Here is a 25407-nt window from a genome sequence, read left to right as displayed (position 1 = left end):
TGCATATTGAATAGAAGTCTGAGTTCTTTAGGGATAGGTGAGTAGCAATTGTAACCAAAGCTTTTACTCATAATCAGGAATATTTAACCCTAAGATTAAATCCCTATGTGCTGTCCAAATACCATCTTCTTTTTTAAGTCGTATAATTCCAGAGCCACCTCTGTTTTTTTCTGATTGCTTTTTTTCTTCAGTAAGAGCAGGGTCGCTTTCAAATTGATAGCTGTCAATATAATAAGGTATGGTATTGGGTTCCTTTACATAAATATGAATGTGCTCTGGTTCTTGAGAGTTTGGATAAGACGCAGGTCTGAATGTATAAAAAGTAAATTTTCCATCGTTAGCTGTTTTAAGCCAATTTCTGTGTTGTCCGTGTCTTTTTTCCGAACCTACAGGTTTGTCACTAGGTTGGTAAATTCCATTTCTGTCTGTGTGATAAATGTAGAGTATAACATTTTCAGCAGGTGTTTTTCCGTCTTTGTTAAATACAGTACCCGTTATTTTTAGTTTTGGTTCATTTTCATGAAAACCCGGTAAGGTATCAACTGACTTAGGGTTTCTATTAAGCATTTTATAATCCAATAAAGCTTTACAGTCTTGGCAAGCTCCACCTACATTTCTTTCTACGTTAGTTTGTGTTTGTCCTTTACAGGAAGTTACAACTAGCATAAAAAAAAGCGCTCCTAAATAGTGTTTTAGTGTTTTGTGTTTAGAAAAAGTCATAACATATTTGTATAAAATTAGTTGTGTTTTTTAAGTTCTAATTTAGTGAATACGAGCTGAATAAGGAAACTATTGTTTTTCAGAAGTAGGCGAGAACAAGCAATTATTTATAGCTATTGTTGGCACACGTTTTTTATTCAACCATTTTTATTTGGATATAATTTTTCTCTAATTCGAGTATCAAAATCCGAACAACAAGGATCAATTTCCGCTTTCACATAATTCCCTCCTGACTCTACAAATTCAATTACAGTACCTGAACTACATTTTCTACAAAGCATTTCTTTTTTAGAGTTGGTTTGTATTATTTTCGGATTACTTTAAACCCTCTTGTTCCTGTATAAGTCCAATCAACATCGTATTTCAAAATTTTATTTTCATATTTCTCTACAATAATTACTTTAAAATAATTGTGATTTTTGGTTATCGGCATTGGTCCAAGTATTTTATCTTCCTTTCCTTTCCTTTTATTTTGTTTAAACTTTGTTTATAAAACAAATATTCTCTGTCGGATAGACCTTTTACTTTTTCTATTTTTTTTAAATTTCTGATACTACAAGTGTCTACCCTAAACTTATTTCTCAAAAATTCAAATGTTTCTCCTTGAATAAAAAAATATATTTTATCATTAGTAGTTTTTTTTACATCCTCTTTAGAATCATACATCACATACTTGGTTTGCTTTGAAAACTTTTGCCCATTTATAAAAAAATAATTTGATGTTGATTCTTGAGAATATGATTTTACAATGATAAATAAAAACAATACTATTTTTCTCATAATTAATTACAATTTGAAGTTCCGTTAAAAAAATATTGATTTAGTATGTCAATAATCGCTTGTTGTTCTATAGAAGTTAAATTCTGCCAAGTAACAGTACTTTTATTATTTTCCTCATATGCTTAAATCAATTCAAAATATTATGAATAATAAAAAAAAGTAGTAGGGCAAACTACTACTTTTAAAATTTAATCGATAATTGAATCTTCCCATTTAACACAATACACATGTATACAATCATCTCGTTTCTCATAAAGAAAGATTTTTTGAAAGATTTGATCCTTTTTTTTAACTATAATTTTGTTGTCCTCTTTATTAATATTTTTTAATTGATGTGCTCTATTTAAAAAGCTATCCATTTTTAAAACTTCTGGCTTTAATTTTTTTTGAATACTTATGATTCTATAGCAGTCTTTATCTTTGAAGTATGTAAAACTATTTTCACCTATAAAAAAAGTTACTGTCTTATCTGTTCTTGTTTTTATGTTTTTTTCTCCAAACAAATTATATGATAAATGAGCTTCCTGACAAAATAGAGAAGTACAACTTACTATCATTATTAAAATCAATAATTTATTTCTCATTGTTAATTACATTTTTTAGTTCCTGTGCTTTTATAATTTTTAACAGTATTTATTATTCTATCTTTTTCTGAATTAGAAAGATTATTCCAAGTAACTGTATTTTGTAACCCCTCCCAAGCTAAATCCGTATATAACGAATTGGTGTTTTGAGAATTATCAAATTCCTTCAGCATGCCTGCTATAGTTCTAACATAATGAGCAGCCATTTGTTCATGTTGCCAGTTTTTATGTCTTCTATAATAGTCATAAATCCCAGGAAAATCATTTATAGATACTTTATAGTTTACAGAACGTAATTTCCTGTACATTTCAGCATGTATAGTTTCATGAGTCAATGTTCGTGCCAATCCCAATACTGTTCTTTGAGAAAGGTCATTTCCATTTTGTTTATATCTACTTCATAACTAATTCTTTTTAGTACTTGATCTTTTTCATTAAAAGTAAAAAAAGAACCATCACCAACCACACCTTTCAAAATATTGCCAGAAGAGGTGTAACCCTTAACATTATTTATAAAAGCTATATAGTTGGTTAGTTCATAGGTCCCAGGAGCACTTCTTGGAATTATCAGTTTTATTCCATTTGTACTAATATTATCAAAAGCTAATTCAACAGTTATTTTGTTTGAATTAGGAGTGTGATTAAGTGTGTATGATATTGTGTTTTGCGCAAACGAAACATTAAGAAAGATAAACGTAAAAATTAGTAAGATGGTGTTTTTCATTTCTCAATGTTTTTGTATTAGTTTCTATAATGATTAGAGCTAGGTGAGTAGTAATTACTTGTAGTTAAGTAGCAAAAAACTTTTACTCATAATCAGGAATATTTAACCCTAAAATTAAATCTCTATGAGCAGTCCAAATACCATCTTGCTTTTTAAGTTGTATAACTCCAGAGCCACCTCTGTTTTTTTCTGATTGCTTTTTTTCTTCAGTAAGAGCAGGGTCACTTTCAAATTGATAGCTGTCAATATAATAAGGTACTGTATTGGGCTCTTTTACATAAATATGAATGTGCTCTGGTTCTTGAGAGTTTGGGTAAGATGCTGGCCTGAATGTGTAAAAAGTAAATTTACCATCGTTACCTGTTTTAAGCCAATTTCTGTGTTGTCCGTGTCTTTTTTCCGAACCTACAGGTTTGTCACTGGGTTGGTAAATTCCATTTCTGTTTGTGTGATAAATGTAGAGTATAACATCTTTTGCGGGTGTTTTTCCGTCTTTTTTAAATGCAGTACCCGTTATTTTTAGTTTTGGTTCATTTTCATGAAAACCAGGTAAGGTATCAACTGACTTAGGTGTTATGTTAAGCATTTTATAATCCAATAAAGCTTTACAGTCTTGGCAACCTCCATCTACGTTTCTTTCTACGTTAGTTTGCGACTGCCCTTTACAGGAAGTTACAATTAACATTAAAAAAAGTGCTCCTAAATAGTGTTTTAGTGGTTTGTGTTTAGAAAGATACATAACGTATTCGTATAAAATTAGTTGTGTTTTTAAAGCTCTAATTTAATGAATACTAGATGAATAAGGAAATTACTGTTTTCAGAAGTAGGCGAGAACAAGCAATTATTTATAGCTATTGTTAGCAAATGTTTTTATATTTTTTCGTTGTCAATTCTGTTTTTATGTTTTTCAATATCGTTAATCATAAATGCCAACATTTCACTTCGTGCTAAATCCGTCTTTTTTGTATACAAATCTTTTCTTATATTTAAAAGCAAGTCAGAAAGATAAGTTAACATAATTACAGCATATTCTTCACCTTCACCCTCATCTTCATAATCCTCAGCCTTTATGTTGAAAAAGGCTTGCATAATATTATTATAAGATTTTACTACTTCGTCAGAACCAAAGGTTGTTAAATTAAATGCAGCTTTTCTATACTCCAATGAAAGAAGCTTGTTAATTCCTTTTTGTTTTTGATTTTCTTTTAAAGTAAATGTAAAAACTGTAATAAAAGGTTCAAGAAGAGTTTCGTAAGTTTTTATTTTGAATTCTCTAGTTTTTTCTTCAGCGATTAAGGTGTCCTCTCTTTTAGATTTGAAGAACCAAGTAATTAAACCTCCAACTGTTATTAGTATAGGACTTAAAATAGTTATAATTAGTGTCTTATCCATTTTAAATTTAGTTGATTTTTTCCATATACCTTTCTCCGTAATCTGGTAAATCAATTAGAAAAGACTGCGGATCTGATTTCATATGCATACGAGATGAAATGGTATTGTATTTTTCGTGAATTGCATCTCCATTAAAATTGATTTCAAAAATGTCATTTTTAATTCCTTGAACTGATATATTTCCTTGAACAAGAGTTAAATTGTTTTCGTCTTTTACCCAGAGAGTAGCTCTTTCCAAATCTGGAACATGTAGAGTTATAATTTTATCATCTCTATAAGCATAAAGAAGAAAATCTTTGCTTTTCCAAGTTCCAATAATTTCTTCGTTGTTCATAATTTTAAATATTTGATAACGGACTTGTGTATGAAACGTAGCGTGTAAAAAGGCATTAACTTTTCGGGTTAACACAGAGTCGAATTTTTATATTTTGTTTTTAACTTATCAATTTTAAAATCCAAATTAAAAATTTGGCGACTTTACAAGCATACTTAGACCTTTCGATTTAGCACCTATCAGTTACGTTTTATACACGTTGTTGTGCGTAGTTATTTTATGTTTTCAAATTCTGTTAATGAATCAAATGTCATATATTCATTTAACGGTTTAGATTTAATTCTTTTCTCTTTTTCGTGTATTAAAAAGTCAATAGGTGTTATTCCACAAAAACTTATTTTTCCAACTTCTGTATTCTTTTTTATCATTCTCAAGCCAGAAATTTTCCAAGTAATCGAAAAGGGTTTATTATCAACTTCATAAGCATATTGATATTCAATAACGTCAAGTTTATTCAAAAATTTCGAATAGAATTCGTTTTCATCCTCATTTTCATAAAAATCATAATCTAAAGAATGATAATTGATTTCCGTAATTTTTCCTTTTTTGCCATTTTCCAAAGTTATAATATCTCCAATTTTGAAAGGACAAATTTTCTCTGCTTGTAATATTAATAATTCGTCAAGTTCTTTTCTAATCGGTTTAACTTTATTATTAATTAAGTCAGTTAGTTCCTTTCGTAAATATTGTATTCTACTTATTGTTTTTTCTGCCATACGTTTAGCATATTTTTTAAATACTGTTCTGGTTTTGGCATAGGAAATGATTTTCCTTCCTTGTTTTTTCTTAAGTGTTTGTTGTAATTTGAATTAATTTTTTCCCAGTCACTTGGATATGTTTCAATGAATTTTTCCATAAACATCTGAAAAGAATATCCTTCTTCAAGAGTTGAAATTACATTTTCTATTTTTTCACCTTTTTTTAAAATTACACTCATATTTCGGTGTTTTTAGTTAATTACGCACAACGGTTAGTATATGAAAAGTAGGCGATTTTGAAGTACTAAATTATCGGTTGAAAACAAACTTTGACGAGAGCTAAACCCTTTAATTTCATTGACATGCCGCCTATTTTTTATATACATTGTTGTAGAACGTTTTATATGTTTTTAGCATTTCATTCCCCATATCAGACAACTCATAATCATTCAAGGTTTTTATCATCTCTCCGAAGTCGTATTTGATTTTTTGAAAAGATTGATTTTTAGAATCAATAGAGTATTCTGTCATTCTAAATAAAGCGTGTGAAGCGTGTAACCGACCCATTGGAGGTCTTTCTTTATTTTGAAAAGGTGAATATTCTAAATTGCTTAAAAATTTTTCATCAATCAACGAGTCGACAAGATTAACTAAGAATAATTCTTGGTGAGCAAGTTCGTGTACTATAGTAATATCTATGTCTTCGTTTGAAAAAAAAAGGCTCTCACTTATAATTATTGCTCCAAATAAATGAGGCGTAGAAAGACTGTAAGCCTCATTTTTTTCTACAACTAGAATGAAAGGAACATATTTAGTTAAATATTCAAAAATTTCAGGACTGAATTTTCTTATCCTATCTAAAGAACTGCTAATTAGTTCTACATATTCTGAATTATGGTTAATCAGACTTAATTTGTCTTTAAACGATGATATTTTTTCCAATGATTTTTTCCAAAAATCGCAAGTATTCTTTTTTGTAATTAGATAAGGTGGCTTTTCTGATTTCTCTTTGAATACTATATCATCTTCAATTTTAAGATAATAGTCAGCACATTTACTAGTGATATAGTTCTTATTCGATTGTAGCGTTAATGACGAATTGAAATCAGGAAATAGAGTATCAAAACTCCATTCCTGATTTTCCATTTTTGATATTACTTCTTTTTTCCTATCCAAAAGTTATTCTTCACTTTTACCCTCTGCTGCAATAGATTTATTCATCTCATCAAGAAGACCTTGCACATCATCTATATGGCTCTGAATTAATTTCATAATGTCATCTACAGGTCTTGGGTCAGGTTGTGGTCTTCCATTTACTCTTTTTTCAGAATAATCTTCTTTTTTAAAAATTTCTAAATTCATAATTTTTGTTTTTAAAGTTAATATATGGTTTTATTTTAATGTTCTACAACTTGTATATATAGATGTATAATACATCCTTATACAACCATTTTGGTAGGTTTATGATTGTATTTTATGTTTGTTTATACTTAAACGAACTTACTAATAATAATTTAATTTTCTTACGGAATCCCATAAGTTCAGTTATTTAGGGAATAAAAGATGTGTTATGTGTCATTAAAGGTAGCGTGGTCGCTGATATCACAGCATGTTTTCTGCTTTTACATCTGTATAGATTCAACCCAACATTCACTATATACTTATGAGCGGACGCTGCCTTTGATAATAAAAAATAAACCTCATACTAACAAACCAAAAAAAGGCTATATCGTATGAGGTTTCCCCTAAGTTATTAATTCGTTTAAAGTAACAACTATCGTGAATTATTCTTCAGTAGTTACTTTTTTAAAACGCATCATGGTTACATCGTCCATCAATAAGTTTAGTTTTCCTTCTATGTCAAAACTATACTTGTTTATTTTTTTTATGGTTTTTAAAAACTCTTGTTCCCCTTGTCCGCAGTACATCATCGTAGTTGGTCCTGGTTCTCCAAAAGAAATCGCATTTTCTTCTCCTAACGTAAATTCAGCAGTATACCCGTTACAACCGTTATTTCCTGTAGCTTTGTTTGTTTCTTTATCAAACGTAAGTTGTGGCTTTTTATCAGGAAACAATCCTTCAAAAGCAATTCTAGGTCCAGAAATGTATTCTAGTTCCCAAGTGGTTCCGTATAATTGTTCAGCAGTATCTTTTTTAGCACAAGACACGGTGATTAATAGAATTACTGCGAATACAAATGATAGTTTTTTCATACTATGTAAGTTTAGTTATTAGTATTAAATTCAGTTGAGTTTTTTACTACAAATTTTCTAGATGCTTCACCATCTACCAATTTGTAAGTAATTTGTCTGGTACCTCCTGTTGGGTTAGCATTAGAATCTTCTTCTTTATAAATAGGAAAACGTTGCGCTAAGGTTGTTTCAATAATGGTAAATTCATCGTGCCCCATATATCCCTTACTTAATTCTTTATTATCGGTAATAGGAGGGAAGTATATTTGACTCATCGATTTTTTATTGTTTACTGAAAACCCTATTACATTTCCGTAGCTTCCACTTCCGTCAGATTTTGTATAGATTAATACTTCTGGAGAACCATCAGAATTTAAATCTTCAATTTCAGCATCAACAACGTTACCATCAATTGTTTGAGTAACAGCTGAATTGTCAATTTCTAATCCGTAAGGAGTAACCGTTAATTCAGTTTCCATTCCATTTTTTTGAGTAGCAATGCTAAAACTAATTCCTTGTAAGGTTACATTTTTTCTAAAAATGGTTTTGTCTATCTGTGTTTGGTCAAGATTTCCTTCAATTTTATGATAAGAACCTGCAAGACTTCCTCCTCCTGAACAGTAAAAGTTTAATAAACCGTTATCTTCTCTGTTTGCCGTTGCAATAGAAATTTGTTTGTTTTTAAAAGAAAATACTACAGTTTTACCATTTATGTCAGCTGTATACGTGCTGTCATTTGTTTTTTTAGCAAGAGCGTCAAAAGTACAGGTAGGTTTTTTCTTGTCAGCACGTGAGCGAACAGCAATTTTTATATTGTCATTTGCGGCTGGTTTTACGGCAACAGAAACCCAGTCGTACCCTTCGTTCCTCTTTTCGTATTCTGATGAAACGTAGTTTCCTGTAACATCAGTCATAGTAGCTACTGTTACTTGTTTAACAGTTTCTTGTGTGTCTGCTTTTTTTGCTTCGTTTTTACAGCTAACGATGGCTAAAAAAGCCATTCCTAGTAGTGCTGAATGGGTAAGTTTTATCATGCTATTTTATGTTTTTTGCTTCTAAATAACAATAAATATACCATTAAAGATATGAAAAAACGTTTTAAGAAAACCTTAAGATTCTTGTTTTTTTAGTAGGTTGATATTGTAGTGTATAGGTTTTTTAGCTTTTTTTTGAGCATAAAAAAAAGACCGCCAAAAATTAATTTGACGATCTTTTAAACAAACAACTAAATTCTAAAACCTATAAAAGTTGAAGAAAATTTTTCTATTTTTTTAGAAGCAGTATTTATTTTCTGCTTTTAATTTTTCTGCGATTGTGTCACGTAATTCAACTACGTTAGGATAGTTTGCATACTTTGTAAAACGCTTAAGTCCCATTAACATCATGCGTTGCTCATCACCTTCAGCGAAAGAAATAATTCCTTCTCTTGCGCTTTTAGTAATAATTTCTACAGCATTGTATAAGTATAACTTAGCCATTGCAATCTGTTCTTTTTGAGCCTCTTCACCAAAACGCTTCGCGTTCTTTTCTGTTCTTAAAATTCCAGATTCTGCCATGTATATTTCAATTAAAATATTTGAAGCAGCCGTTAATAACTGTTGGTGTTGCTCTAACTCAGGTCCAAATTTTTGTAAAGCAGCTCCTGCAACCATTAAGAATACTTTCTTAAGTTTAGCAAGTATTTCTTTTTCTTCTGAGAATAATTCAGAATAATCTGGAGTATCAAAAGAAGGAATTCCCATTAATTCGTTTTGAACTGCCATTGCAGGATTTAATAAATCTACATGACCTTTCATTGCTTTTTTAACTAACATTCCTACCGATAATAAACGGTTAATTTCGTTAGTTCCTTCGTAGATACGAGCAATACGAGCATCTCTCCAAGCAGACTCCATTGGAGTTTCTTCAGAGAATCCCATACCTCCGTAAATTTGGATTCCTTCATCAGCACAGTTTTGTACGTCTTCTGAAACCGCTACTTTTAAGATAGAACATTCAATAGCATATTCTTCAACACCTTTTAATTCTGCTTCTTGATGAGAGTTTCCTTCAGATTCACGAATCGCGATTCTGTCTTCAATATTTTTAGCAGCTCTGTATGATGCAGACTCACCAACATAAGCATTGGTAGCCATTTCAGCTAACTTCATTTTAATAGCGCCAAACTCAGCAATAGGAGTTTTAAATTGCTTACGCTCGTTAGCATAGTTTACAGCATGAGTTATAATTCTTCTTTGAGAATCTAAACAAGCTCCTGCTAATTTGATACGACCAACGTTTAAGGCGTTCATTGCAATTTTGAATCCACCACCACGAACAGATAACATGTTTTCAACAGGAATTAAGGTATCGTTGAAAAATACCTGACGAGTAGAAGAGGCACGAATACCTAATTTGTGTTCTTCTTCTCCTAAAGTTACTCCGTTAGGATTGTTTTTATCATATTCTAAGATAAAACCAGTAATGTTTTTATCGTCTTCTATACGAGCAAAAACGATGAAGATTTCAGCAAAACCTGCATTCGAAATCCACATTTTTTGTCCGTTAATTTTATAGTGCTTTCCGTCTTCAGTTAACTCAGCAGTAGTTTTACCTGAGTTCGCATCCGATCCTGCTCCTGGCTCAGTTAAACAGTAAGCTCCAAAACGCTCTCCCATTGCTAATGCAGGAACATATTTTTGCTTTTGCTCTTCAGTACCGTATAAGGTAATTGGCATCGTACCAATACCTGTATGCGCACCAAAAGCAGTACTAAAAGATCCTGTTCCACTAGAAATGTAATCACATGTTAACATGGTAGAAACGAATCCCATTCCTAATCCACCATAAGCTTCAGGAACCGCCACACCTAAAAACCCTAATTCACCAGCTTTACGCATCGTTTCTTCGGTAAGTGCATAATCTTTCTTTTCGAAACGTTCTTTATGAGGAATGATTTCACGGTCGTTAAATTCTTTAACCGCATCACGCATCATTGTTTGCTCTTCTGAAAAATCTTCAGGAGTAAATATATCTTCACATGTTGTTTCTTTTACTAAGAACTGCCCTCCGCGTAAAAGATCTTTTGTTAATTCTGACATCTTTATTAGTTTTAAGAAAAGAGAAAATAGAGAATAGAAAAAGACTAGGTAAGAGTATTTTGAAAACTCATTGTCATTCTTTGAAATTCTTCTATTTTTTCTTCAAGTATTGTTAATGTTTCTTGGTTAATATATTTTCTGTGAAAAGCAACTAATAACTGTGTGCCTAGTTCAAAAGAAGAACCTAAAGCAATGTTTAAATAGTTGCTAAACGACTTATTGGTATTTGCCGAACCTTCCGCAATATTACTAGGCATAGAAACAGAGCATCTGCTCATTTGAGAAGACAAATCATAACGCTCATGCTTTGGAAACTCTACTAGTACATCAGAAATGTTATTTGCAATTTCTAACCCTAGTTGCCAAATTTTTAGATTTTTATAATTATGTCTCTTACTAGTACTCATTAAAAGTCTATTCTCTTTTCTCTATGCTCTTTACTCTTACTAGCTAAGGAATTCAAAAATACCAGCAGCACCTTGACCAGTACCTACACACATGGTTACCATTCCGTATTTGTTATTCATGTTACGCTTACGCATTTCATCGAATAACTGAACAGATAGTTTACCACCAGTACATCCTAATGGGTGACCTAAAGCAATTGCTCCACCATTTACGTTAACGATATCCGGATTTAATCCTAATTCGCGAATAACTGCTAACGATTGTGAAGCAAACGCTTCATTTAGCTCAATTAATTCAATATCACTTTGTTGTAAACCTGCTTGTTTTAATGCTTTTGGAATAGCGGCTACAGGACCAATTCCCATAATACGAGGTGGTACTCCTGCTGCTGCATAACTTACTAAACGAGCTTCTGGTTGAATACCTAGCTCTTTTACCATATCTTCACTCATTACCATAACAAAGGCAGCTCCATCACTTGTTTGTGATGAGTTACCAGCAGTAACAGAACCATTAGCAGCAAATACTGGACGTAATCTTGCTAAGGCTTCTACGCTGGTTCCACGACGTGGACCTTCGTCTTTAGTAACGGTGTAATTTCTTGTTGCACGTTTTCCGTTTCCATCAATGTAAGTTTCTTCCACATCAATTGGAGCTATTTGATCTTGAAAACGATCGCTATCTAATGCTTTTAAAGCTTTCATGTGCGATTCGTATGCAAATTGATCTTGATCTGCACGAGATACATTGTATTGTTGCGCTACTGCTTCAGCAGTATTCCCCATTCCCCAATAGTAATCTTCGTGACCTGCATTTACGATATCGTAGTTTAATTCTGGTTTAAAACCTGTCATTGGTACAGAACTCATGCTTTCTGCTCCACCAGCAATAATACACTCTGCCATTCCAGATTGAATTTTTGCTACTGCCATACCAATAGTTTCTAATCCTGATGAACAGAAACGGTTTACGGTAACTCCAGGAACATCGACAGAATCTAATCCGATTAACGAAATAATTCTTGCCATGTTTAATCCTTGAGAACCTTCTGGCATCGCGTTACCAACAATAACATCGTCGATACGCTTTACATCGAATTCTGGCAACTTACCCATCATATACTTGATGGTTTCAGCAGCTAATTCGTCAGCTCTTTTAAATCTGAACACACCTTTTTTAGATTTCCCTACGGCGGTTCTATATCCTTTTACTATATATGCTGTTTTCATATTTTCTTGCTTTTGGCTATTGGCTATTGGCTATTGGCTATTGGCTTTTAGCTATTGGCTAATAGCATAGTAATTTTAATTACGTAAAGGTTTACCAGTTTTTAACATATGCTGAATACGCTCTAACGTTTTTCTTTCAGTAGTTAAACTTAAGAAAGCTTCACGTTCAAGGTCTAATAAATACTGTTCAGTAACTTTTGTTGGTTCTGATAAATCTCCTCCAGCCATTACATAGGCTAGTTTGTTTGCAATTTTCTGATCGTGTTCAGAAATATATTTAGAAGCTTCCATAGAGTCTGTTCCTACTAAGAACATTCCTAAGGCTTGCTTACCTAATACTAAAACATCTTTACGTTTTGCAGGTTGTGTATAACCTGCTTCTGCTAATAACACAGCGTGTTTTTTAGCTTCTGCAATTTGACGGTCTTTGTTTACCACCACAACGTCTTTTCCTTTTTGTAGTAAGTTTAAGTCGTATGCTTCATAAGCTGAAGTTGCCACTTTAGCCATACCAATAGTTAAGAAGTGCTCTTGTAATACGTTTAATTGAACATCACCCGTGTGGAATAAGTCTTGTGCTCTTAACGCCATTTCTTTAGATCCACCACCACCAGGAATTACTCCAACTCCAAACTCTACCAATCCGATGTAAGTTTCAGCAGCAGCAACTACTTTGTCTGCGTGTAATGATAATTCACATCCACCACCTAACGCCATTCCGTGAGGAGCAGCAATCGTAGGAATTGCAGAGTAACGCATACGCATCATGGTATCTTGGAAATACTTGATCGCCATGTTTAATTCGTCGTACTCTTGCTCAACAGCCATCATAAAAATCATTCCGATGTTGGCACCTACTGAGAAGTTTGCAGCTTGGTTACCAATTACTAATCCTTGGAAGTCTTTTTCAGCTAAATCAACTGCTTTGTTTAATCCAGCTAACACATCACCACCAATGGTATTCATTTTAGATTGGAATTCACAGTTTAAGATTCCGTCTCCTAAATCTTCAATTACAACTCCAGAGTTTTTGAATACCTCAGTAGTTTTACGAATGTTATCTAAGATGATAAATGAATCTTGTCCTGGTTTTTTAACTTGTGCTTTTGCAGGTACATCGTAGTAATATGTTGCACCGTCTTTAACTGTATAGAAAGAGGTTTGACCACTAGCCAACATCTCTTTTATCCACAAGGCAGGTTCTGCCCCTTCAGCTTTCATTAATTCGATACCCTTTTCAACTCCTACAGCATCCCAAATTTCGAAAGGACCATTTTCCCATCCGAAACCAGCTTTCATGGCATCGTCAATTCTGTATAATTCGTCAGAAATTTCTGGAATTCTATTTTGAACATAGGCAAACATTGCTGCGAAGTTCTTACGGTAGAATTCTCCCGCTTTATCTTTTCCGCCAACTAATACTTTAAATCGGTCAATTGGCTTATCGATTGTCTTTGTTAATTCTAAGGTAGCAAATTTTGCTTTTTTAGACGGACGGTATTCCATCGTATCTAAATCTAAGGCTAAAATTTCACGCTTTCCTTCAGCATTGGTTGTTTTTTTGTAAAAACCTTGCTTGGTTTTGTTTCCTAACCACTTGTTTTCCATCATTGTGTTGATGAAATCTGGCAACTTAAACAAGTCGTGAGCTTCGTCGTTAGGACAGTTTTCGTAGATTCCGTTAGCAACGTGTACTAAAGTATCTAATCCAACAACATCAACAGTACGGAAAGTAGCCGATTTAGGACGTCCAATAACTGGACCAGTTAATTTATCAACCTCTTCAATAGTTAAGCCTAATTCTTTTACTTGGTGGAATAACGATTGGATTCCGAAGATACCGATACGGTTACCAATAAACGCTGGTGTATCTTTTGCTAATACTGAAGTTTTTCCTAAGAATTTAGAACCATAATCCATTAAGAAGTCTGTAACTTCTTGTTTACAATCAGGTCCTGGAACAACTTCAAATAATTTTAAATAACGAGGAGGGTTAAAAAAGTGCGTTACCGCAAAGTGCTTACGAAAATCTTCACTACGTCCTTCGTTCATAAACTTAATAGGAATCCCTGAAGTGTTGGTAGAAATAATAGTACCAGGCGTACGGTATTTTTCAACTTGCTCAAAAACACTTTGTTTAATGTCTAAGCGCTCAACAACTACCTCCATAATCCAATCTACATCTTTTACTTTGTGTAAATCGTCCTCAAGATTTCCAGTAGTAATTCTATCTGCAAATTTTTGATTGTAGATAGGTGATGGTTTCGACTTTAACGAAGCAGCCAAAGCATCATTTACCAAACGGTTACGAACTACTTTGTCTTCTAAGGTGAGTCCTTTTGCTTTTTCTTTGTCGTTAAGTTCTCTTGGAACGATGTCCAAAAGCAACACTTCCACGCCAATGTTAGCAAAATGACATGCAATACCTGATCCCATGATACCAGAACCGATAATTGCTACTTTTTTAATTCTTCTTGCCATTTGTTTGTTGGTTTGTTTTATACAGCTTTATTGTCAATATCATCTTCGTATATTAACTTATCTATAATTAGTTTGTTTATTGTTGTTGTTACTTTAAAGAAGCTATCTAATTCTTCTTCAGTAATATGTTCTCTTACCTTATTATTGAATTGGTATACGTGTCCTTTTGAAACTTCGCGCATTTCTTTACCGTATCCGGTAAGTTTTAAAATAACGCTTCTACCATCATTAGGATTTTTCTCGCGACATATAACTCCCTTATCTTCCATAGTTTTTAATAAACGAGAAAGACTTGTAGGTTCCATTCCCATTAACGGACCCAATGCAGTTGAAGGGGTGCCGTTTTCAGAATCGATATTCAATAAAGCAAAAGCCGTGGCCATTGTGCTATCGTGCTTTGCAGCTTGCTCGTTGTACATTTTTGCAACGGCTTGCCACGTGGCTCTTAATTGGTGATCTATTGATTTATCCTTGTCCATGGATGCCAAATATATAAAATTTTATTATGCATGCATAGTATTTTGTAAAAAAGTTATGCATGCATAATAAAATTAACAAAAAATTAATCTTGTAACGTTTAGAGCGAAGCGTATACTAATTGAGTATAAAAATATGTAAGTTTGTCACTGCTGTTTTTAAATAAACGGCAATTAATCAACTATAAAATCTATGAACAATTTATTAGAAATTAACAATGTAGTAAAACGTTATGGCGATTATACTGCGTTAAATAATGTGTCGATGCACATTCCTAAAGGAAGTGTTTTTGGTTTGTTAGGACCTAATGGAGCAGGGAAAACCTCGCTTATTAGAATTATCAACCAAATAACAATGCCTGATGCCGGCGAAATTATTTTAGATGGAGAAAAGTTAGCTCCAAATCATATAGAACATATAGGGTATTTACCAGAAGAAAGAGGGTTGTATAAAAGTATGAAGGTAGGAGAGCAAGCATTGTACCTTGCTCAATTAAAAGGGTTGAGTAAATCGGAAGCTAAAAAGCGATTGAAATATTGGTTTGATAAATTTGATATAGGAGCTTGGTGGAATAAAAAGATTGAAGAGTTATCTAAAGGAATGGCGCAGAAGGTGCAGTTTATAGTAACGGTACTACATCAGCCTAAATTATTAATTTTTGATGAGCCTTTTTCTGGGTTCGATCCTATCAATGCCCAGCTAATAGCAAAAGAAATATTACAGTTGCGTGATGAAGGAGCTACCATCATTTTTTCTACCCATAGAATGGAGTCTGTTGAGGAGATGTGTGATTATATAGCGTTGATTAATAAGTCGAATAAAATTTTAGATGGTAAGCTAGAAGATATTAAAAAGGAGTTTAGAACAAATACGTTTCAGGTTGGATTAGCAACGTCTAATTCTAAAGAAGTAGAAGAGAAATTAAAACAAAACTTTGAAGTGTTACCGGCAGATTTCAAATTATTGAATGACGGATTAAAACTGAATGTAAAATTGACCAACGGAAGTTCTCCAAACGATTTGTTATCGTATTTAACAACTCAAGGGCAAGTACAACATTTTGTAGAGTTAGTACCAAGTGCCAATGATATTTTTATTCAAGCAATCCATAAAAACAGTTAAGCAATGAAAAGATTACGATTAATTATAGAACGCGAATTTATAGCTAAGGTTAGAAATAAGTCGTTTATCGTCATGACTTTCTTAAGTCCACTGTTAATGATTGGTATGGGAGCTTTGGTATTTTTCTTAATGAAAAAGAATGATGAGAAGGTTAAGAAAATAGTATATGTTGATGAGTCGGGAATGTTCTCTAAAGATATTTTTAAAGATTCAAAAACAGTAAAGTACGAGGATTTTACTGCTTTAGGAATAGAAGATTCTAAAAAGAAGGTAGAAGATGGTGATTATTACGGGGCTTTATACATTCCGAAACAAGATAGTTTAGAGGTATTGGCAAAATCGATTGAGTTTTTCTCGAAAGATTCACCAAGTATGTCTGTCATGGAAAGTCTAGAGGATAAAATAGATAAGGAGTTACGTCATAAAAAATTAACCAGCTTCGGAATTGATATTGCACATATTGAAGAATCGAAAATAGCTTCAGAAATAAAAATGTTGAATTTTTCTGGTGAAAAATCTTCAAAATTAATCAATGGATTAAAAATAGGTGTAGGAGCTATCGCAGGATATTTGCTAATGATGTTTGTGATGATTTACGGAACATCGGTAATGCGTAGTGTTATTGAAGAAAAAACAAGTAGAATTATTGAGGTAATCGTTTCTTCTGTAAAACCTTTTCAATTAATGTTAGGAAAGATTATAGGAAATGCATCAGCTGGATTATTACAATTCTTTATTTGGGGGATTTTGTTTTTAGTGTTTAGTCTAGTAGCTTCTTCATTCTTTGGAGTTGATATGATGGAAATGCAGTCAGCAAAAGTATCACCAGAACAAATGGAAGCTATTCAGCAAACTGCAACCAATAAAGGAGAAATGATTGTGCAAGAAATTTTTAGGTTGCCTTTAGTAAAAATGTTCTTCTTATTCATTTTCTATTTCTTAGGAGGATACATGCTATATAGTTCGTTGTTTGCAGCTGTAGGTGCAGCGGTAGATAATGAAACGGATACGCAACAATTTATGATGCCTATTATGTTACCGTTAATTTTAGCAGTATATGTAGGGTTTGCAACAGTAATTAATGATCCTCACGGACCAGTATCGGTTGTATTCTCTTATATACCTTTTACATCTCCAATAGTGATGTTAATGAGAATTCCGTTTGGAGTTGCTTGGTGGGAAATAGCGCTTTCTATGTTGCTATTAATTCTTACTTTTATAGTGATTGTATGGATTGCAGCAAAAATTTATCGAGTAGGTATTTTAATGTACGGTAAAAAGGCAACTTACAAAGATTTATGGAAGTGGATTCGTTACAATGGGTAATTATCATCTATGGAATAAATGATAGTATTTAACTCGTAGTAATACTCGAAAATGTTTAGATAGTAAATCGTATCTGATCATTAAAAAAGAACTAACAGATGAAAGAAATAATAAAAGAAATAACCGATTTTCTAAATCTTAGAATTCCTGTAGGAGGGAAAGAGGTAGACTTTACTATAAAAACAGTTTTGTTCTTAATACTTGGTTTAATTCTTGTGAAAATTTTACTGAAGTACTTAAAAAAACTAGCAAAAAGTAAATTAGAACAAGAAGACAAGAATAAGTTTGATACTATTTTCTCTTTTACTAGTTGGTTGGTTTACGTCGTTGTTTTTTCAATAGCGTTAAGCTCAGCAGGAGTTAATTTAAGCGCCATCTTAGTAGCATCTTCTGCCTTATTAATAGGTATTGGTTTGGCTTTGCAAACTTTTTTTCAAGATATAATATCTGGAATTTTTATTATCCTTGATAAAAGTGTTCATGTAGGTGATATTATAGAGCTAGATGACAAAGTTGGTAGAGTAGAAGAAATAAAGTTAAGAACTACCAGAGCCGTAACAATTGATAATAAAGTATTGGTTATTCCTAATCATAAGTATTTATCAAATAGTTTATACAATTGGACACAGAATGGTACTACAACTAGAGAAAGTGTAACCGTTGGGGTTGCATATGGTAGTGATGTGGCTTTGGTTAAAAAACTATTGACGCAAGCGGCTAGTGAACACCCAAAAGTGTATCAGCATCCAGCTCCTTTAGTGCTCTTTGAAAATTTTGGAGATAGTTCGTTAAACTTTAAATTGATTTTTACATTAAATGATAGTTTTCAGGCAGCAATACCTAAAAGCGATATACGATTTAAAATAGACGAACTGTTTAGAGAGCATAATATCAGTATTCCGTTCCCTCAAAGAGATATACATATTGTGGATGCTAAAGGGATACGTTTTGAATCTCCTAAAAAAGAGGTACTCCAAAACAATCAGAAAGAAATTGAAAGTAAAGAGCAAGGAAACTCTAAAGAAGAACTAAATAATTAAGGTAAAAAACATTTGGCTTGCTTTTTGAATTGTAATCACCAATAGTTCTTTCTTGTTGTAAAGAGTGTGTTAATAAAGTAACGTTAATAGATGTAGAAAACGAAATAGGTGAGCTTAAAAAAATGATTTCTGGTTTTAAGAACTCATTAAATCAGTCTTTTTTCTTTTGGTCTTGCATCTAAAAGTCTAAAATATGAGTAAAATATTAATAATTGAAGATGAGGCTGCAATTCGCAGAGTATTAAAAAAAATTATTTCTGAAGAAAATGATTCCTACGAAGTTGAAGAAGCTGAAGATGGTTTGGAAGGAATTGAAATGATAAAGAAAACAGATTACGATTTGGTTTTATGCGATATTAAAATGCCAAAAATGGACGGTGTTGAGGTATTGGAAAAAGCCAGAAAGTTAAAACCTGAAATACCAATGGTGATGATTTCTGGTCATGGTGATTTAGATACCGCAGTAAATACTATGCGTTTAGGAGCCTTTGATTATATTTCAAAACCACCAGATTTAAACCGTTTATTGAATACCGTAAGAAATGCTTTAGATAAAAAGGAGTTGGTAGTAGAAAATAAGCGTTTGAAAAAGAAGGTGAGTAAGAATTATGAAATGATTGGAGAAAGTGATGCCATTACTCATATTAAAGATATGATTGAGAAAGTATCCGCTACCGATGCTAGAGTTTTAATTACCGGGCCTAATGGAACAGGAAAAGAATTGGTAGCTCATTGGCTACACGAAAAATCTGAACGTTCTAAAGCTTCAATGATTGAGGTGAATTGTGCAGCTATTCCATCAGAATTAATAGAAAGTGAGTTATTTGGACATGTAAAAGGGAGTTTTACAGGCGCTAACAAAGATAGAGCAGGGAAGTTTGAGGCGGCAAATGGCGGGACTATTTTCTTAGATGAAATTGGTGATATGAGTTTGTCGGCACAAGCAAAGGTATTGCGTGCATTACAAGAAAATCGTATTCAACGAGTAGGGTCTGATAAAGATATAAAAGTAAATGTACGTGTAGTTGCAGCAACGAACAAAGATTTAAAAACAGAAATAGAAGAAGGACGTTTCCGTGAAGATTTATACCATCGTTTGGCAGTGATTTTAATTAAGGTTCCTGCATTGAATGATAGAAGAGAAGATATTCCGTTATTAGTAGATTTCTTTGCTAAGAAAATTTCTGAAGAACAAGGAATGCCTAAGAAAGGGTTTTCTAAAGATGCAATAAAATTATTACAAGAGTATGATTGGACAGGAAATATTAGAGAGTTGCGAAATGTAGTTGAACGTTTACTCATTTTAGGAGAAAAAGAAGTTTCAAAAAATGATGTACAGCTATTTGCTAGTAAATAAACAAGAGTAAAAAAAGACCTGAGTTCACTGAACTCAGGTCTTTTTTTATGTTATTTTATAATTTTTTTTGCCAAACGATATGCTCCTATTTTTCCTACTGCTTCAAATACCGTTTTAAACCAGTTGCCAAAAGACAGGTCTTCTTTAAATTGCTCTTTTACAAGTTTTATTTCTTCCAGAGAAATATCTCGTTTAAGTTTTAACAACCTTAATTCTCTAGTTATTTCTTTATTGCTGTTATAAGACTTGCTCATCATCAAAATATTTTTTAGATAAATTCTTAATTACAAAATTTTCAACGGTAGTTCTTAAACTATAAGCTATTATTGCAAGCACCATAAACAACAAGGCTACAAGTAAGTACCCTAAAACTACGTTGTTTAAATAACTACCAAGGGTAGCTGAAAGTGTAACCGCTAAAAAAACAAAAGCAATAAGTAGAAAGATACCTATAATGGCAAAATTAAAAATTAAGCTTAGTGAAGAAGTTAGTACTTGAAAAATTTTTAATTTATAGTATTTTTCAGAGTTTTTAATATACTCTTCACACTTTTCAACTGCTTTTTCAGAATTGGTATGTAGTGATTTGAAAACAGACATTATTTAGTTTGTAATTTTTTGTTTTTGGCTTTTAACACTTTTAGTTTTTTTTCTAATTGAGAAATTACATCATCAGCCTTGTAACTAGCATCCGTAAAAATAGTATCTAATTTTTCTTCTAAAGTACTAGAACTGTTACTAAGTGATTCAGAAACACTGTTTTTTAGGTTCTCAGCTCGATGCGCTACTTCTTCTTTAAGATGTGTTGCTTCTGAAGCTATTGTGTCTCTTGCAGAAGCTGCACCATCTGCAATTTTTTGTCGTGTTTTACTTCCTTTATCAGGGGCGAATAATACACCCAATCCTGCTCCAACAGCCACTCCTACTAATAAACCAAAAATACTTTTATCGTTACTCATAATATGCTTATTTTAAATTATTAAATCGTTTCTGTAACAAAGATACTTCGAGACTAGGAGGTGTTTTAGCTCAATAAATTTAAATATTAACTCAATTACTGTTAGTAGCTTAGAAAAAAGAAAGGGGTGAGTATTTTGTGAGTAGTAATTGAAACATAAAAATAAAAAGCTAGATTCTAATTAGAGAATCTAGCTTTCAATATGTTCATTAACTGTAAATTATGCTAAATCATACCTGTCAGCATTCATTACTTTGGTCCAAGCAGCTACAAAATCTTTCACAAACTTTTCTTTGTTGTCGTCTTGTGCGTACACTTCAGCATAGGAACGTAAAATTGAATTTGAACCAAAAATTAAATCAGCTCTAGTCGCTGTCCATTTAGTATTTCCAGTTTTTCGGTCAACAATATTGTATAAGTTTTGTCCAGTAGGCTTCCAAGAGTATTGCATATCAGTAAGGTTTACAAAGAAGTCATTACTCAATACACCTTCATTATCTGTAAATACACCATGTTTGGTATTTCCATGGTTAGTTCCTAATACACGCATTCCTCCAACTAAAACAGTCATTTCAGGAGCGGTTAAGCCCATAAGCTGTGTTCTATCTAATAATAGCTCTTCAGGTTTTACTACATAATCTTTCTTTTGCCAGTTTCTGTACCCGTCGTGTAAAGGCTCTAAAACATCAAAAGATTCAGCGTCTGTCATTTCAGCTGTGGCATCTCCTCTTCCAGGAGTAAAAGGAACTTTAATGTTAACACCACCTTCTTCAGCGGCTTTTTCAACAGCAGCACTACCTCCTAAAACAATCAAATCAGCAATGCTTACTTTTTTGCTTAACCCTAATTGAATTTCAGCGAGTTTATCTAATACTTTTTTCAATCTTGTTGGTTCGTTTCCTTCCCAGTCTTTTTGAGGGGCTAAACGAATACGGGCACCATTAGCACCACCTCTAAAGTCAGAACCTCTAAAAGTTCTAGCACTATCCCAAGCAGTATTTATAAGTTCAGTACGTGTAAGTCCACTATTCAATAGCTTTTCTTTTAGTTCTTCAACTTCAGTGTCGGTTAAAGTATAGTCAACGGTAGGAACAGGGTCTTGCCAGATAAGTGTTTCTGATGGGGCATCAGTACCTAAATAACGTGTATTGGGTCCTAAATCACGGTGTGTTAATTTAAACCAAGCACGCGCAAAAGTATCAGCAAAATAGGATGGATCTTTGTAGAACTTTTCAGATATTTTTCTGTATTCAGGATCCATTTTCATTGCCATATCCGCATCAGTCATGATGGGATTTCTTTTGATATTTGGGTTGTGGGCATCTACAGGTTTGTCTGCTTCTTCCATACTAACAGGCTCCCATTGCCATGCACCGGCTGGACTCTTTTTTAACTCCCATTCATGATTTAATAATAAATGAAAATAGGTGTGATTCCATCTGTCGGGTGTAGTTGTCCAAGCACCTTCTAAACCACTAGTAACTGTATCTGCAGCATTCCCGTTTCCTTTTGGATTCATCCAACCAAAACCTTGATCTTGAATTTCTGCTCCTTCAGGGCTTTGTCCCAAGGCATCGGCATCACCATTACCGTGAGCTTTTCCTACGGTGTGTCCACCAGCTGTTAACGCAACGGTTTCTTCATCGTTCATTGCCATTCGCTTAAAAGTTTCTCTGACATCTTGTGCGGTTCTTAACGGATCTGGTTTTCCGTCTACTCCTTCAGGGTTTACATAAATCAATCCCATTTGAACTGCGGCAAGTGGGTTTTCAAGAGATTCACGATCTTTATCGCTATCGTACCTGTTTTTTGTAGGAGCTAGCCATTCTTTTTCAGTCCCCCAATAAATATCTTTTTCAGGATGCCAAATATCTTCGCGTCCTCCAGCAAAACCAAATGTTTTGAATCCCATAGATTCATAAGCCATGTTCCCAGCCAAAATAATAAGGTCTGCCCATGATAATTTGTTACCATACTTCTTTTTAATAGGCCATAGTAAACGTCTAGCTTTGTCTAAATTCCCATTATCAGGCCAGCTATTTAATGGAGCGAAACGTTGATTACCAGTATTACTACCACCTCTACCATCAGCAACTCTATACGTACCAGCCGCGTGCCACGCCATACGAATCATTAAACCGCCGTAATGTCCCCAGTCGGCAGGCCACCAGTCTTGACTATCGGTCATTAAGTCTTTTAAGTCGCTTTTAACTGCTTCTAAGTCTAATTTTTTAAATTCTTCAGCGTAGTTGAAACTTTCTCCTAAGGGGTTAGTTTTGGTGTCGTGTTGATGTAGGATGTCTAAATTCAATGATTTAGGCCACCATTCCATAACGTTGTCATGTATTTCTGTATTAGCACCTTGAGAAAAAGGGCACTTCCCATTGCTATTAGAAGAGTGTGAGTGTACATCTTTCATATTTATATTTTTTTTAGGTTAGATTAGGCTCAAATTTACGATAAAACTATGGATAATTTTTATCTATATTTTTTATTTTGGTATAATATATTCTTATTCTTTGTTTTTTTTGTTTTGTAAGTTATTGGTTTTTAAAATGGTATTTTGTTTATTGATTTTGTTGTTTTAGTAGTATTGATAATTCTTATAATGTAATAAAAAAATATTTTTAGTTTCACTCTTTAAATGGTAAGAAACGAAATACATTTGTGCTCGTAAAAAATTATTAATCAATAAACAATTATAAAATGGCTACAGCAGTAGGAAAAAAATTTCCAAGTTTAAACGTAGATGCAATGAATGAAATGGGTGATACGTTTAAATTAAATGTATTAGAAGAGGCAGTTAAAAACAAGAAAAAAGTGTTGTTATTTTGGTATCCGAAAGACTTTACTTTCGTTTGTCCAACAGAGTTACACGCTTTTCAAGCTGCATTACCAGAATTTGAAAAAAGAAATACTATCGTAATTGGTGCTTCTTGTGATACTCCAGAGGTACACTTTGCTTGGTTAAGCCAATCAAAAGATAAGGGAGGTATTGAAGGAGTTACATATCCATTATTAGCGGATAGTAATCGTAATTTGTCATCTATTTTAGGTATCTTAGACATCTCTAACGAAACGTATGATGAAGCTACAGGAACTGTTCAGGTAGAAGGAGATAACGTAACGTATAGAGCTACCTATTTAATTGATGAAGAAGGAACTGTATTCCACGAAGGAATCAACCACATGCCAGTTGGTCGTAACGTAAACGAATATTTACGTTTAGTTGATGCGTACACTCATGTACAAGAAAAAGGGGAGGTTTGTCCTGCTAACTGGGAAGAAGGTAAAGAAGCGATGCAAGCAAATGCTAAAGCTACTGCAGAGTACTTAGCAGCGATCTAAGAATATAATTTAAGAAAGGAAACAAGTTCGTGTGAGATAAGTGAAGGGGTCGAGCACGAGCTCCTTTCGAAACAGATAATACAAAAGACTATGGTACAAGAATTGAGTCAAGACAATTTATCAGAGGTTGTTGCAGGGAATAAAAAAGTAGTAGTGCAATTTTCAGCTACATGGTGTGGTAACTGCCGTATTATGAAACCTAAATTTAAAAAGTTATCTACTGAAAATGAAGATATGGTTTTTGTTATTGCTGATGCAGAGAAATTTCCAGAGAGTAGAAAACTTGCTGATGTAAGTAACTTACCTACTTTTGCTACTTTTATTGATGGTAAATTTGTAAATCAAACTCAAACTAACAAGTTTGATGTGTTGAAAGATTTAGTAAACGAAGTAGCTTAATTATGAAATTACCAGTAATTAAACACCTAACTTCATTTATTGAAGAAAACGACCAAGATTACGTACTAGAAACTATTGAAACTCTTGAGGCTTTAACAGAAGTTCCATCGTTAAAAGACGAAGAGTTAGACGTAATAGGGGAATTAATTTCCAATATGTACGGAGCAATTGAAGTTGATAAAATGATTAAAGACGGAACACCTAAAAAAGAAGCGTTAAATAATTTTATGAAACGTGTATTAGGTTCAATTGACCAATAGTTTTTAGAAACTGATATTAAGAAGAATCCCAGAAAAATTAAAAATTTTCTGGGATTTTTTTATGATATAAGGTGTTATGTTTGACTAAATATGTTAGGAAAATTGGAAGTTAAAACACTTTGTAGCTTTTCTTTAGTTAATGGTTTTGATCTAAATTCATTTATTTGATTAATAGCTTTGGCTTTTTCTTTATCGTTAGGATCCAAAGACGTGGTAAGCATGATTACAATTTTTTTAGCTTGTTTATTTTTATCAAACTTTTTGTATTCTTCCAAGAAATCCCATCCATTCATTTTAGGCATATTAATGTCTAAAAAAATAAGCTCTGGATGAGGAATATTGTTTTCAATATTAAATTTTAAATACACAAGGGCTTCTTCAGCACTTTGTTTGCATAGAACGTGTTCGGCGCAATTTTCTTTTTCTATAATTAATTTGTGAAGAAAATTGGTTGCGGGGTCGTCGTCAATTAATAAGATAGTGTGTAGTTTTTTCATA

At 32.9% G+C, this 25407-nt stretch carries 32 protein-coding genes; 7 read left to right on the top strand and 25 right to left on the bottom strand.

Translation table 11 applies throughout. From position 1 onward, the window contains the following. Positions 1–63: 63 nt before the first annotated feature. From V1T75_RS11670 to V1T75_RS11575, 20 genes are all read right to left on the bottom strand, one after another. Positions 64–720: a dioxygenase family protein gene (locus V1T75_RS11670; protein ID WP_330488707.1), complete on the bottom strand. Its 657-nt coding sequence runs from the start codon at positions 718–720 to the stop codon at positions 64–66. Positions 721–1024: 304 nt separating this feature from the next. Continuing rightward, positions 1025–1153 (bottom strand): hypothetical protein, encoded by a 129-nt coding sequence (locus V1T75_RS11665; protein WP_330488706.1) that lies wholly within the window; start codon positions 1151–1153, stop codon positions 1025–1027. Further along, the gene (locus V1T75_RS11660; RefSeq protein ID WP_330488705.1) at positions 1144–1500 is read right to left on the bottom strand and encodes a hypothetical protein; all 357 of its coding nucleotides are present in this window, start codon (positions 1498–1500) and stop codon (positions 1144–1146) included. The genes V1T75_RS11665 and V1T75_RS11660 overlap by 10 nt, the downstream gene beginning before the upstream one ends. Before the next feature lie 188 nt (positions 1501–1688). Next, complete coding sequence (locus tag V1T75_RS11655) at positions 1689–2084, bottom strand: hypothetical protein (protein ID WP_330488704.1); 396 nt, start codon at positions 2082–2084, stop codon at positions 1689–1691. 2 nt (positions 2085–2086) lie between these two features. Beyond that, positions 2087–2392, bottom strand: a complete 306-nt coding sequence (locus tag V1T75_RS11650) for a hypothetical protein (protein WP_330488703.1) — start codon at positions 2390–2392, stop codon at positions 2087–2089. Positions 2393–2415: 23 nt separating this feature from the next. After that, positions 2416–2808, bottom strand: a complete 393-nt coding sequence (locus V1T75_RS11645) for a M61 family metallopeptidase (protein WP_330488702.1) — start codon at positions 2806–2808, stop codon at positions 2416–2418. An 82-nt stretch (positions 2809–2890) separates the two neighbouring features. Continuing rightward, positions 2891–3547, bottom strand: a complete 657-nt coding sequence (locus tag V1T75_RS11640; RefSeq protein WP_330488701.1) for an intradiol ring-cleavage dioxygenase — start codon at positions 3545–3547, stop codon at positions 2891–2893. 131 nt (positions 3548–3678) lie between these two features. Further along, positions 3679–4200 carry a hypothetical protein gene (locus V1T75_RS11635; protein ID WP_099214009.1) on the bottom strand — a complete coding sequence of 174 codons (522 nt, stop codon included), beginning with the start codon at positions 4198–4200 and terminating at the stop codon, positions 3679–3681. Between the two features lie 7 nt (positions 4201–4207). Then, complete coding sequence (locus V1T75_RS11630; RefSeq protein WP_330488700.1) at positions 4208–4534, bottom strand: hypothetical protein; 327 nt, start codon at positions 4532–4534, stop codon at positions 4208–4210. A gap of 212 nt (positions 4535–4746) precedes the next feature. Further along, positions 4747–5250, bottom strand: a complete 504-nt coding sequence (locus V1T75_RS11625; protein WP_330488699.1) for a hypothetical protein — start codon at positions 5248–5250, stop codon at positions 4747–4749. Continuing rightward, positions 5232–5471 (bottom strand): hypothetical protein, encoded by a 240-nt coding sequence (locus tag V1T75_RS11620; RefSeq protein ID WP_330488698.1) that lies wholly within the window; start codon positions 5469–5471, stop codon positions 5232–5234. Before V1T75_RS11620 ends, V1T75_RS11625 begins: the two co-directional genes overlap by 19 nt. A 130-nt stretch (positions 5472–5601) precedes the next feature. Continuing rightward, the gene (locus V1T75_RS11615; protein WP_330488697.1) at positions 5602–6378 is read right to left on the bottom strand and encodes an aKG-HExxH-type peptide beta-hydroxylase; all 777 of its coding nucleotides are present in this window, start codon (positions 6376–6378) and stop codon (positions 5602–5604) included. A 33-nt stretch (positions 6379–6411) separates the two neighbouring features. Then, positions 6412–6594, bottom strand: a complete 183-nt coding sequence (locus V1T75_RS11610; RefSeq protein WP_330488696.1) for a hypothetical protein — start codon at positions 6592–6594, stop codon at positions 6412–6414. 422 nt (positions 6595–7016) lie between these two features. Beyond that, a complete protein-coding gene (locus V1T75_RS11605; RefSeq protein ID WP_330488695.1) occupies positions 7017–7445 on the bottom strand; it encodes an META domain-containing protein in 429 nt (142 codons plus the stop codon). An 11-nt stretch (positions 7446–7456) separates the two neighbouring features. Next, on the bottom strand, positions 7457–8458 hold the full coding sequence (locus tag V1T75_RS11600; RefSeq protein WP_330488694.1) for a PliI family lysozyme inhibitor of I-type lysozyme: 1002 nt from the start codon (positions 8456–8458) through the stop codon (positions 7457–7459). Positions 8459–8695: 237 nt separating this feature from the next. Next, positions 8696–10504, bottom strand: coding sequence for an acyl-CoA dehydrogenase family protein (locus V1T75_RS11595; RefSeq protein WP_330488693.1), 1809 nt, complete (start codon positions 10502–10504; stop codon positions 8696–8698). Between the two features lie 44 nt (positions 10505–10548). Continuing rightward, complete coding sequence (locus tag V1T75_RS11590) at positions 10549–10911, bottom strand: four helix bundle protein (RefSeq protein ID WP_330488692.1); 363 nt, start codon at positions 10909–10911, stop codon at positions 10549–10551. A gap of 39 nt (positions 10912–10950) precedes the next feature. Beyond that, positions 10951–12141: an acetyl-CoA C-acyltransferase gene (locus V1T75_RS11585; protein WP_330488691.1), complete on the bottom strand. Its 1191-nt coding sequence runs from the start codon at positions 12139–12141 to the stop codon at positions 10951–10953. Positions 12142–12216: 75 nt separating this feature from the next. After that, positions 12217–14622 (bottom strand): 3-hydroxyacyl-CoA dehydrogenase/enoyl-CoA hydratase family protein, encoded by a 2406-nt coding sequence (locus V1T75_RS11580; protein ID WP_330488690.1) that lies wholly within the window; start codon positions 14620–14622, stop codon positions 12217–12219. 17 nt (positions 14623–14639) lie between these two features. After that, entirely contained in the window at positions 14640–15101 is a 462-nt protein-coding gene (locus V1T75_RS11575) for a MarR family winged helix-turn-helix transcriptional regulator (protein ID WP_330488689.1), read from the bottom strand. A gap of 190 nt (positions 15102–15291) precedes the next feature. Between V1T75_RS11575 and V1T75_RS11570 the strand changes: the two genes are divergently transcribed. The 4 genes from V1T75_RS11570 (at position 15292) to V1T75_RS11555 (ending at position 19944) form a co-directional block, all read left to right on the top strand. Then, on the top strand, positions 15292–16221 hold the full coding sequence (locus V1T75_RS11570) for an ABC transporter ATP-binding protein (protein WP_330488688.1): 930 nt from the start codon (positions 15292–15294) through the stop codon (positions 16219–16221). 3 nt (positions 16222–16224) lie between these two features. Continuing rightward, entirely contained in the window at positions 16225–17547 is a 1323-nt protein-coding gene (locus V1T75_RS11565; protein ID WP_330488687.1) for an ABC transporter permease, read from the top strand. Positions 17548–17645: 98 nt separating this feature from the next. After that, the gene (locus V1T75_RS11560) at positions 17646–18587 is read left to right on the top strand and encodes a mechanosensitive ion channel family protein (RefSeq protein ID WP_330488686.1); all 942 of its coding nucleotides are present in this window, start codon (positions 17646–17648) and stop codon (positions 18585–18587) included. A gap of 193 nt (positions 18588–18780) precedes the next feature. Then, positions 18781–19944 (top strand): sigma-54-dependent transcriptional regulator, encoded by a 1164-nt coding sequence (locus V1T75_RS11555; protein ID WP_330488685.1) that lies wholly within the window; start codon positions 18781–18783, stop codon positions 19942–19944. Positions 19945–19994: 50 nt separating this feature from the next. On the opposite strand, the gene V1T75_RS11550 is transcribed toward V1T75_RS11555, so the two are convergent. The 4 genes from V1T75_RS11550 to katG all read right to left on the bottom strand — a co-directional run bounded on the left by V1T75_RS11550 (position 19995) and on the right by katG (position 23321). Continuing rightward, positions 19995–20201 (bottom strand): hypothetical protein, encoded by a 207-nt coding sequence (locus V1T75_RS11550; protein WP_330488684.1) that lies wholly within the window; start codon positions 20199–20201, stop codon positions 19995–19997. Beyond that, a complete protein-coding gene (locus V1T75_RS11545; protein ID WP_330488683.1) occupies positions 20182–20544 on the bottom strand; it encodes a hypothetical protein in 363 nt (120 codons plus the stop codon). The genes V1T75_RS11550 and V1T75_RS11545 overlap by 20 nt, the downstream gene beginning before the upstream one ends. Further along, positions 20544–20903, bottom strand: coding sequence for a YtxH domain-containing protein (locus V1T75_RS11540; RefSeq protein ID WP_330488682.1), 360 nt, complete (start codon positions 20901–20903; stop codon positions 20544–20546). Before V1T75_RS11540 ends, V1T75_RS11545 begins: the two co-directional genes overlap by 1 nt. A gap of 219 nt (positions 20904–21122) precedes the next feature. Beyond that, positions 21123–23321, bottom strand: coding sequence for a catalase/peroxidase HPI (katG, locus tag V1T75_RS11535; RefSeq protein WP_330488681.1), 2199 nt, complete (start codon positions 23319–23321; stop codon positions 21123–21125). A 287-nt stretch (positions 23322–23608) separates the two neighbouring features. Here katG and V1T75_RS11530 point away from each other — a divergent pair, with 287 nt between their 5' ends. The 3 genes from V1T75_RS11530 (at position 23609) to V1T75_RS11520 (ending at position 24909) form a co-directional block, all read left to right on the top strand. Then, entirely contained in the window at positions 23609–24250 is a 642-nt protein-coding gene (locus V1T75_RS11530) for a peroxiredoxin (protein ID WP_330488680.1), read from the top strand. A gap of 90 nt (positions 24251–24340) precedes the next feature. Then, positions 24341–24649 (top strand): thioredoxin family protein, encoded by a 309-nt coding sequence (locus tag V1T75_RS11525; protein WP_330488679.1) that lies wholly within the window; start codon positions 24341–24343, stop codon positions 24647–24649. Between the two features lie 2 nt (positions 24650–24651). Continuing rightward, complete coding sequence (locus V1T75_RS11520) at positions 24652–24909, top strand: DUF6952 family protein (protein WP_028892839.1); 258 nt, start codon at positions 24652–24654, stop codon at positions 24907–24909. 74 nt (positions 24910–24983) lie between these two features. Here the strand turns inward: V1T75_RS11520 and V1T75_RS11515 are convergent, their stop codons facing one another. Beyond that, positions 24984–25406, bottom strand: a complete 423-nt coding sequence (locus V1T75_RS11515; protein ID WP_330488678.1) for a response regulator — start codon at positions 25404–25406, stop codon at positions 24984–24986. Between the last annotated feature and the right edge of the window lies 1 nt (position 25407).

Source organism: Tenacibaculum sp. FZY0031, assembly GCF_036350695.1.
Taxonomy (GTDB): Bacteria; Bacteroidota; Bacteroidia; order Flavobacteriales; family Flavobacteriaceae; genus Polaribacter.
This window is presented reverse-complemented; position numbering and strand designations above follow the sequence as displayed.

What these genes read in the sequence shown, in the direction of transcription:
- V1T75_RS11670 (WP_330488707.1), bottom strand. Translation starts at nt 720, where the DNA reads ATGACTTTTTCTAAACACAAAACACTAAAACACTATTTAGGAGCGCTT.
- V1T75_RS11665 (WP_330488706.1), bottom strand. Translation starts at nt 1,153, where the DNA reads ATGCCGATAACCAAAAATCACAATTATTTTAAAGTAATTATTGTAGAG.
- V1T75_RS11660 (WP_330488705.1), bottom strand. Translation starts at nt 1,500, where the DNA reads ATGAGAAAAATAGTATTGTTTTTATTTATCATTGTAAAATCATATTCT.
- V1T75_RS11655 (WP_330488704.1), bottom strand. Translation starts at nt 2,084, where the DNA reads ATGAGAAATAAATTATTGATTTTAATAATGATAGTAAGTTGTACTTCT.
- V1T75_RS11650 (WP_330488703.1), bottom strand. Translation starts at nt 2,392, where the DNA reads ATGTACAGGAAATTACGTTCTGTAAACTATAAAGTATCTATAAATGAT.
- V1T75_RS11645 (WP_330488702.1), bottom strand. Translation starts at nt 2,808, where the DNA reads ATGAAAAACACCATCTTACTAATTTTTACGTTTATCTTTCTTAATGTT.
- V1T75_RS11640 (WP_330488701.1), bottom strand. Translation starts at nt 3,547, where the DNA reads ATGTATCTTTCTAAACACAAACCACTAAAACACTATTTAGGAGCACTT.
- V1T75_RS11635 (WP_099214009.1), bottom strand. Translation starts at nt 4,200, where the DNA reads ATGGATAAGACACTAATTATAACTATTTTAAGTCCTATACTAATAACA.
- V1T75_RS11630 (WP_330488700.1), bottom strand. Translation starts at nt 4,534, where the DNA reads ATGAACAACGAAGAAATTATTGGAACTTGGAAAAGCAAAGATTTTCTT.
- V1T75_RS11625 (WP_330488699.1), bottom strand. Translation starts at nt 5,250, where the DNA reads ATGGCAGAAAAAACAATAAGTAGAATACAATATTTACGAAAGGAACTA.
- V1T75_RS11620 (WP_330488698.1), bottom strand. Translation starts at nt 5,471, where the DNA reads ATGAGTGTAATTTTAAAAAAAGGTGAAAAAATAGAAAATGTAATTTCA.
- V1T75_RS11615 (WP_330488697.1), bottom strand. Translation starts at nt 6,378, where the DNA reads ATGGAAAATCAGGAATGGAGTTTTGATACTCTATTTCCTGATTTCAAT.
- V1T75_RS11610 (WP_330488696.1), bottom strand. Translation starts at nt 6,594, where the DNA reads ATGAATTTAGAAATTTTTAAAAAAGAAGATTATTCTGAAAAAAGAGTA.
- V1T75_RS11605 (WP_330488695.1), bottom strand. Translation starts at nt 7,445, where the DNA reads ATGAAAAAACTATCATTTGTATTCGCAGTAATTCTATTAATCACCGTG.
- V1T75_RS11600 (WP_330488694.1), bottom strand. Translation starts at nt 8,458, where the DNA reads ATGATAAAACTTACCCATTCAGCACTACTAGGAATGGCTTTTTTAGCC.
- V1T75_RS11595 (WP_330488693.1), bottom strand. Translation starts at nt 10,504, where the DNA reads ATGTCAGAATTAACAAAAGATCTTTTACGCGGAGGGCAGTTCTTAGTA.
- V1T75_RS11590 (WP_330488692.1), bottom strand. Translation starts at nt 10,911, where the DNA reads ATGAGTACTAGTAAGAGACATAATTATAAAAATCTAAAAATTTGGCAA.
- V1T75_RS11585 (WP_330488691.1), bottom strand. Translation starts at nt 12,141, where the DNA reads ATGAAAACAGCATATATAGTAAAAGGATATAGAACCGCCGTAGGGAAA.
- V1T75_RS11580 (WP_330488690.1), bottom strand. Translation starts at nt 14,622, where the DNA reads ATGGCAAGAAGAATTAAAAAAGTAGCAATTATCGGTTCTGGTATCATG.
- V1T75_RS11575 (WP_330488689.1), bottom strand. Translation starts at nt 15,101, where the DNA reads ATGGACAAGGATAAATCAATAGATCACCAATTAAGAGCCACGTGGCAA.
- V1T75_RS11570 (WP_330488688.1), top strand. Translation starts at nt 15,292, where the DNA reads ATGAACAATTTATTAGAAATTAACAATGTAGTAAAACGTTATGGCGAT.
- V1T75_RS11565 (WP_330488687.1), top strand. Translation starts at nt 16,225, where the DNA reads ATGAAAAGATTACGATTAATTATAGAACGCGAATTTATAGCTAAGGTT.
- V1T75_RS11560 (WP_330488686.1), top strand. Translation starts at nt 17,646, where the DNA reads ATGAAAGAAATAATAAAAGAAATAACCGATTTTCTAAATCTTAGAATT.
- V1T75_RS11555 (WP_330488685.1), top strand. Translation starts at nt 18,781, where the DNA reads ATGAGTAAAATATTAATAATTGAAGATGAGGCTGCAATTCGCAGAGTA.
- V1T75_RS11550 (WP_330488684.1), bottom strand. Translation starts at nt 20,201, where the DNA reads ATGATGAGCAAGTCTTATAACAGCAATAAAGAAATAACTAGAGAATTA.
- V1T75_RS11545 (WP_330488683.1), bottom strand. Translation starts at nt 20,544, where the DNA reads ATGTCTGTTTTCAAATCACTACATACCAATTCTGAAAAAGCAGTTGAA.
- V1T75_RS11540 (WP_330488682.1), bottom strand. Translation starts at nt 20,903, where the DNA reads ATGAGTAACGATAAAAGTATTTTTGGTTTATTAGTAGGAGTGGCTGTT.
- katG (WP_330488681.1), bottom strand. Translation starts at nt 23,321, where the DNA reads ATGAAAGATGTACACTCACACTCTTCTAATAGCAATGGGAAGTGCCCT.
- V1T75_RS11530 (WP_330488680.1), top strand. Translation starts at nt 23,609, where the DNA reads ATGGCTACAGCAGTAGGAAAAAAATTTCCAAGTTTAAACGTAGATGCA.
- V1T75_RS11525 (WP_330488679.1), top strand. Translation starts at nt 24,341, where the DNA reads ATGGTACAAGAATTGAGTCAAGACAATTTATCAGAGGTTGTTGCAGGG.
- V1T75_RS11520 (WP_028892839.1), top strand. Translation starts at nt 24,652, where the DNA reads ATGAAATTACCAGTAATTAAACACCTAACTTCATTTATTGAAGAAAAC.
- V1T75_RS11515 (WP_330488678.1), bottom strand. Translation starts at nt 25,406, where the DNA reads ATGAAAAAACTACACACTATCTTATTAATTGACGACGACCCCGCAACC.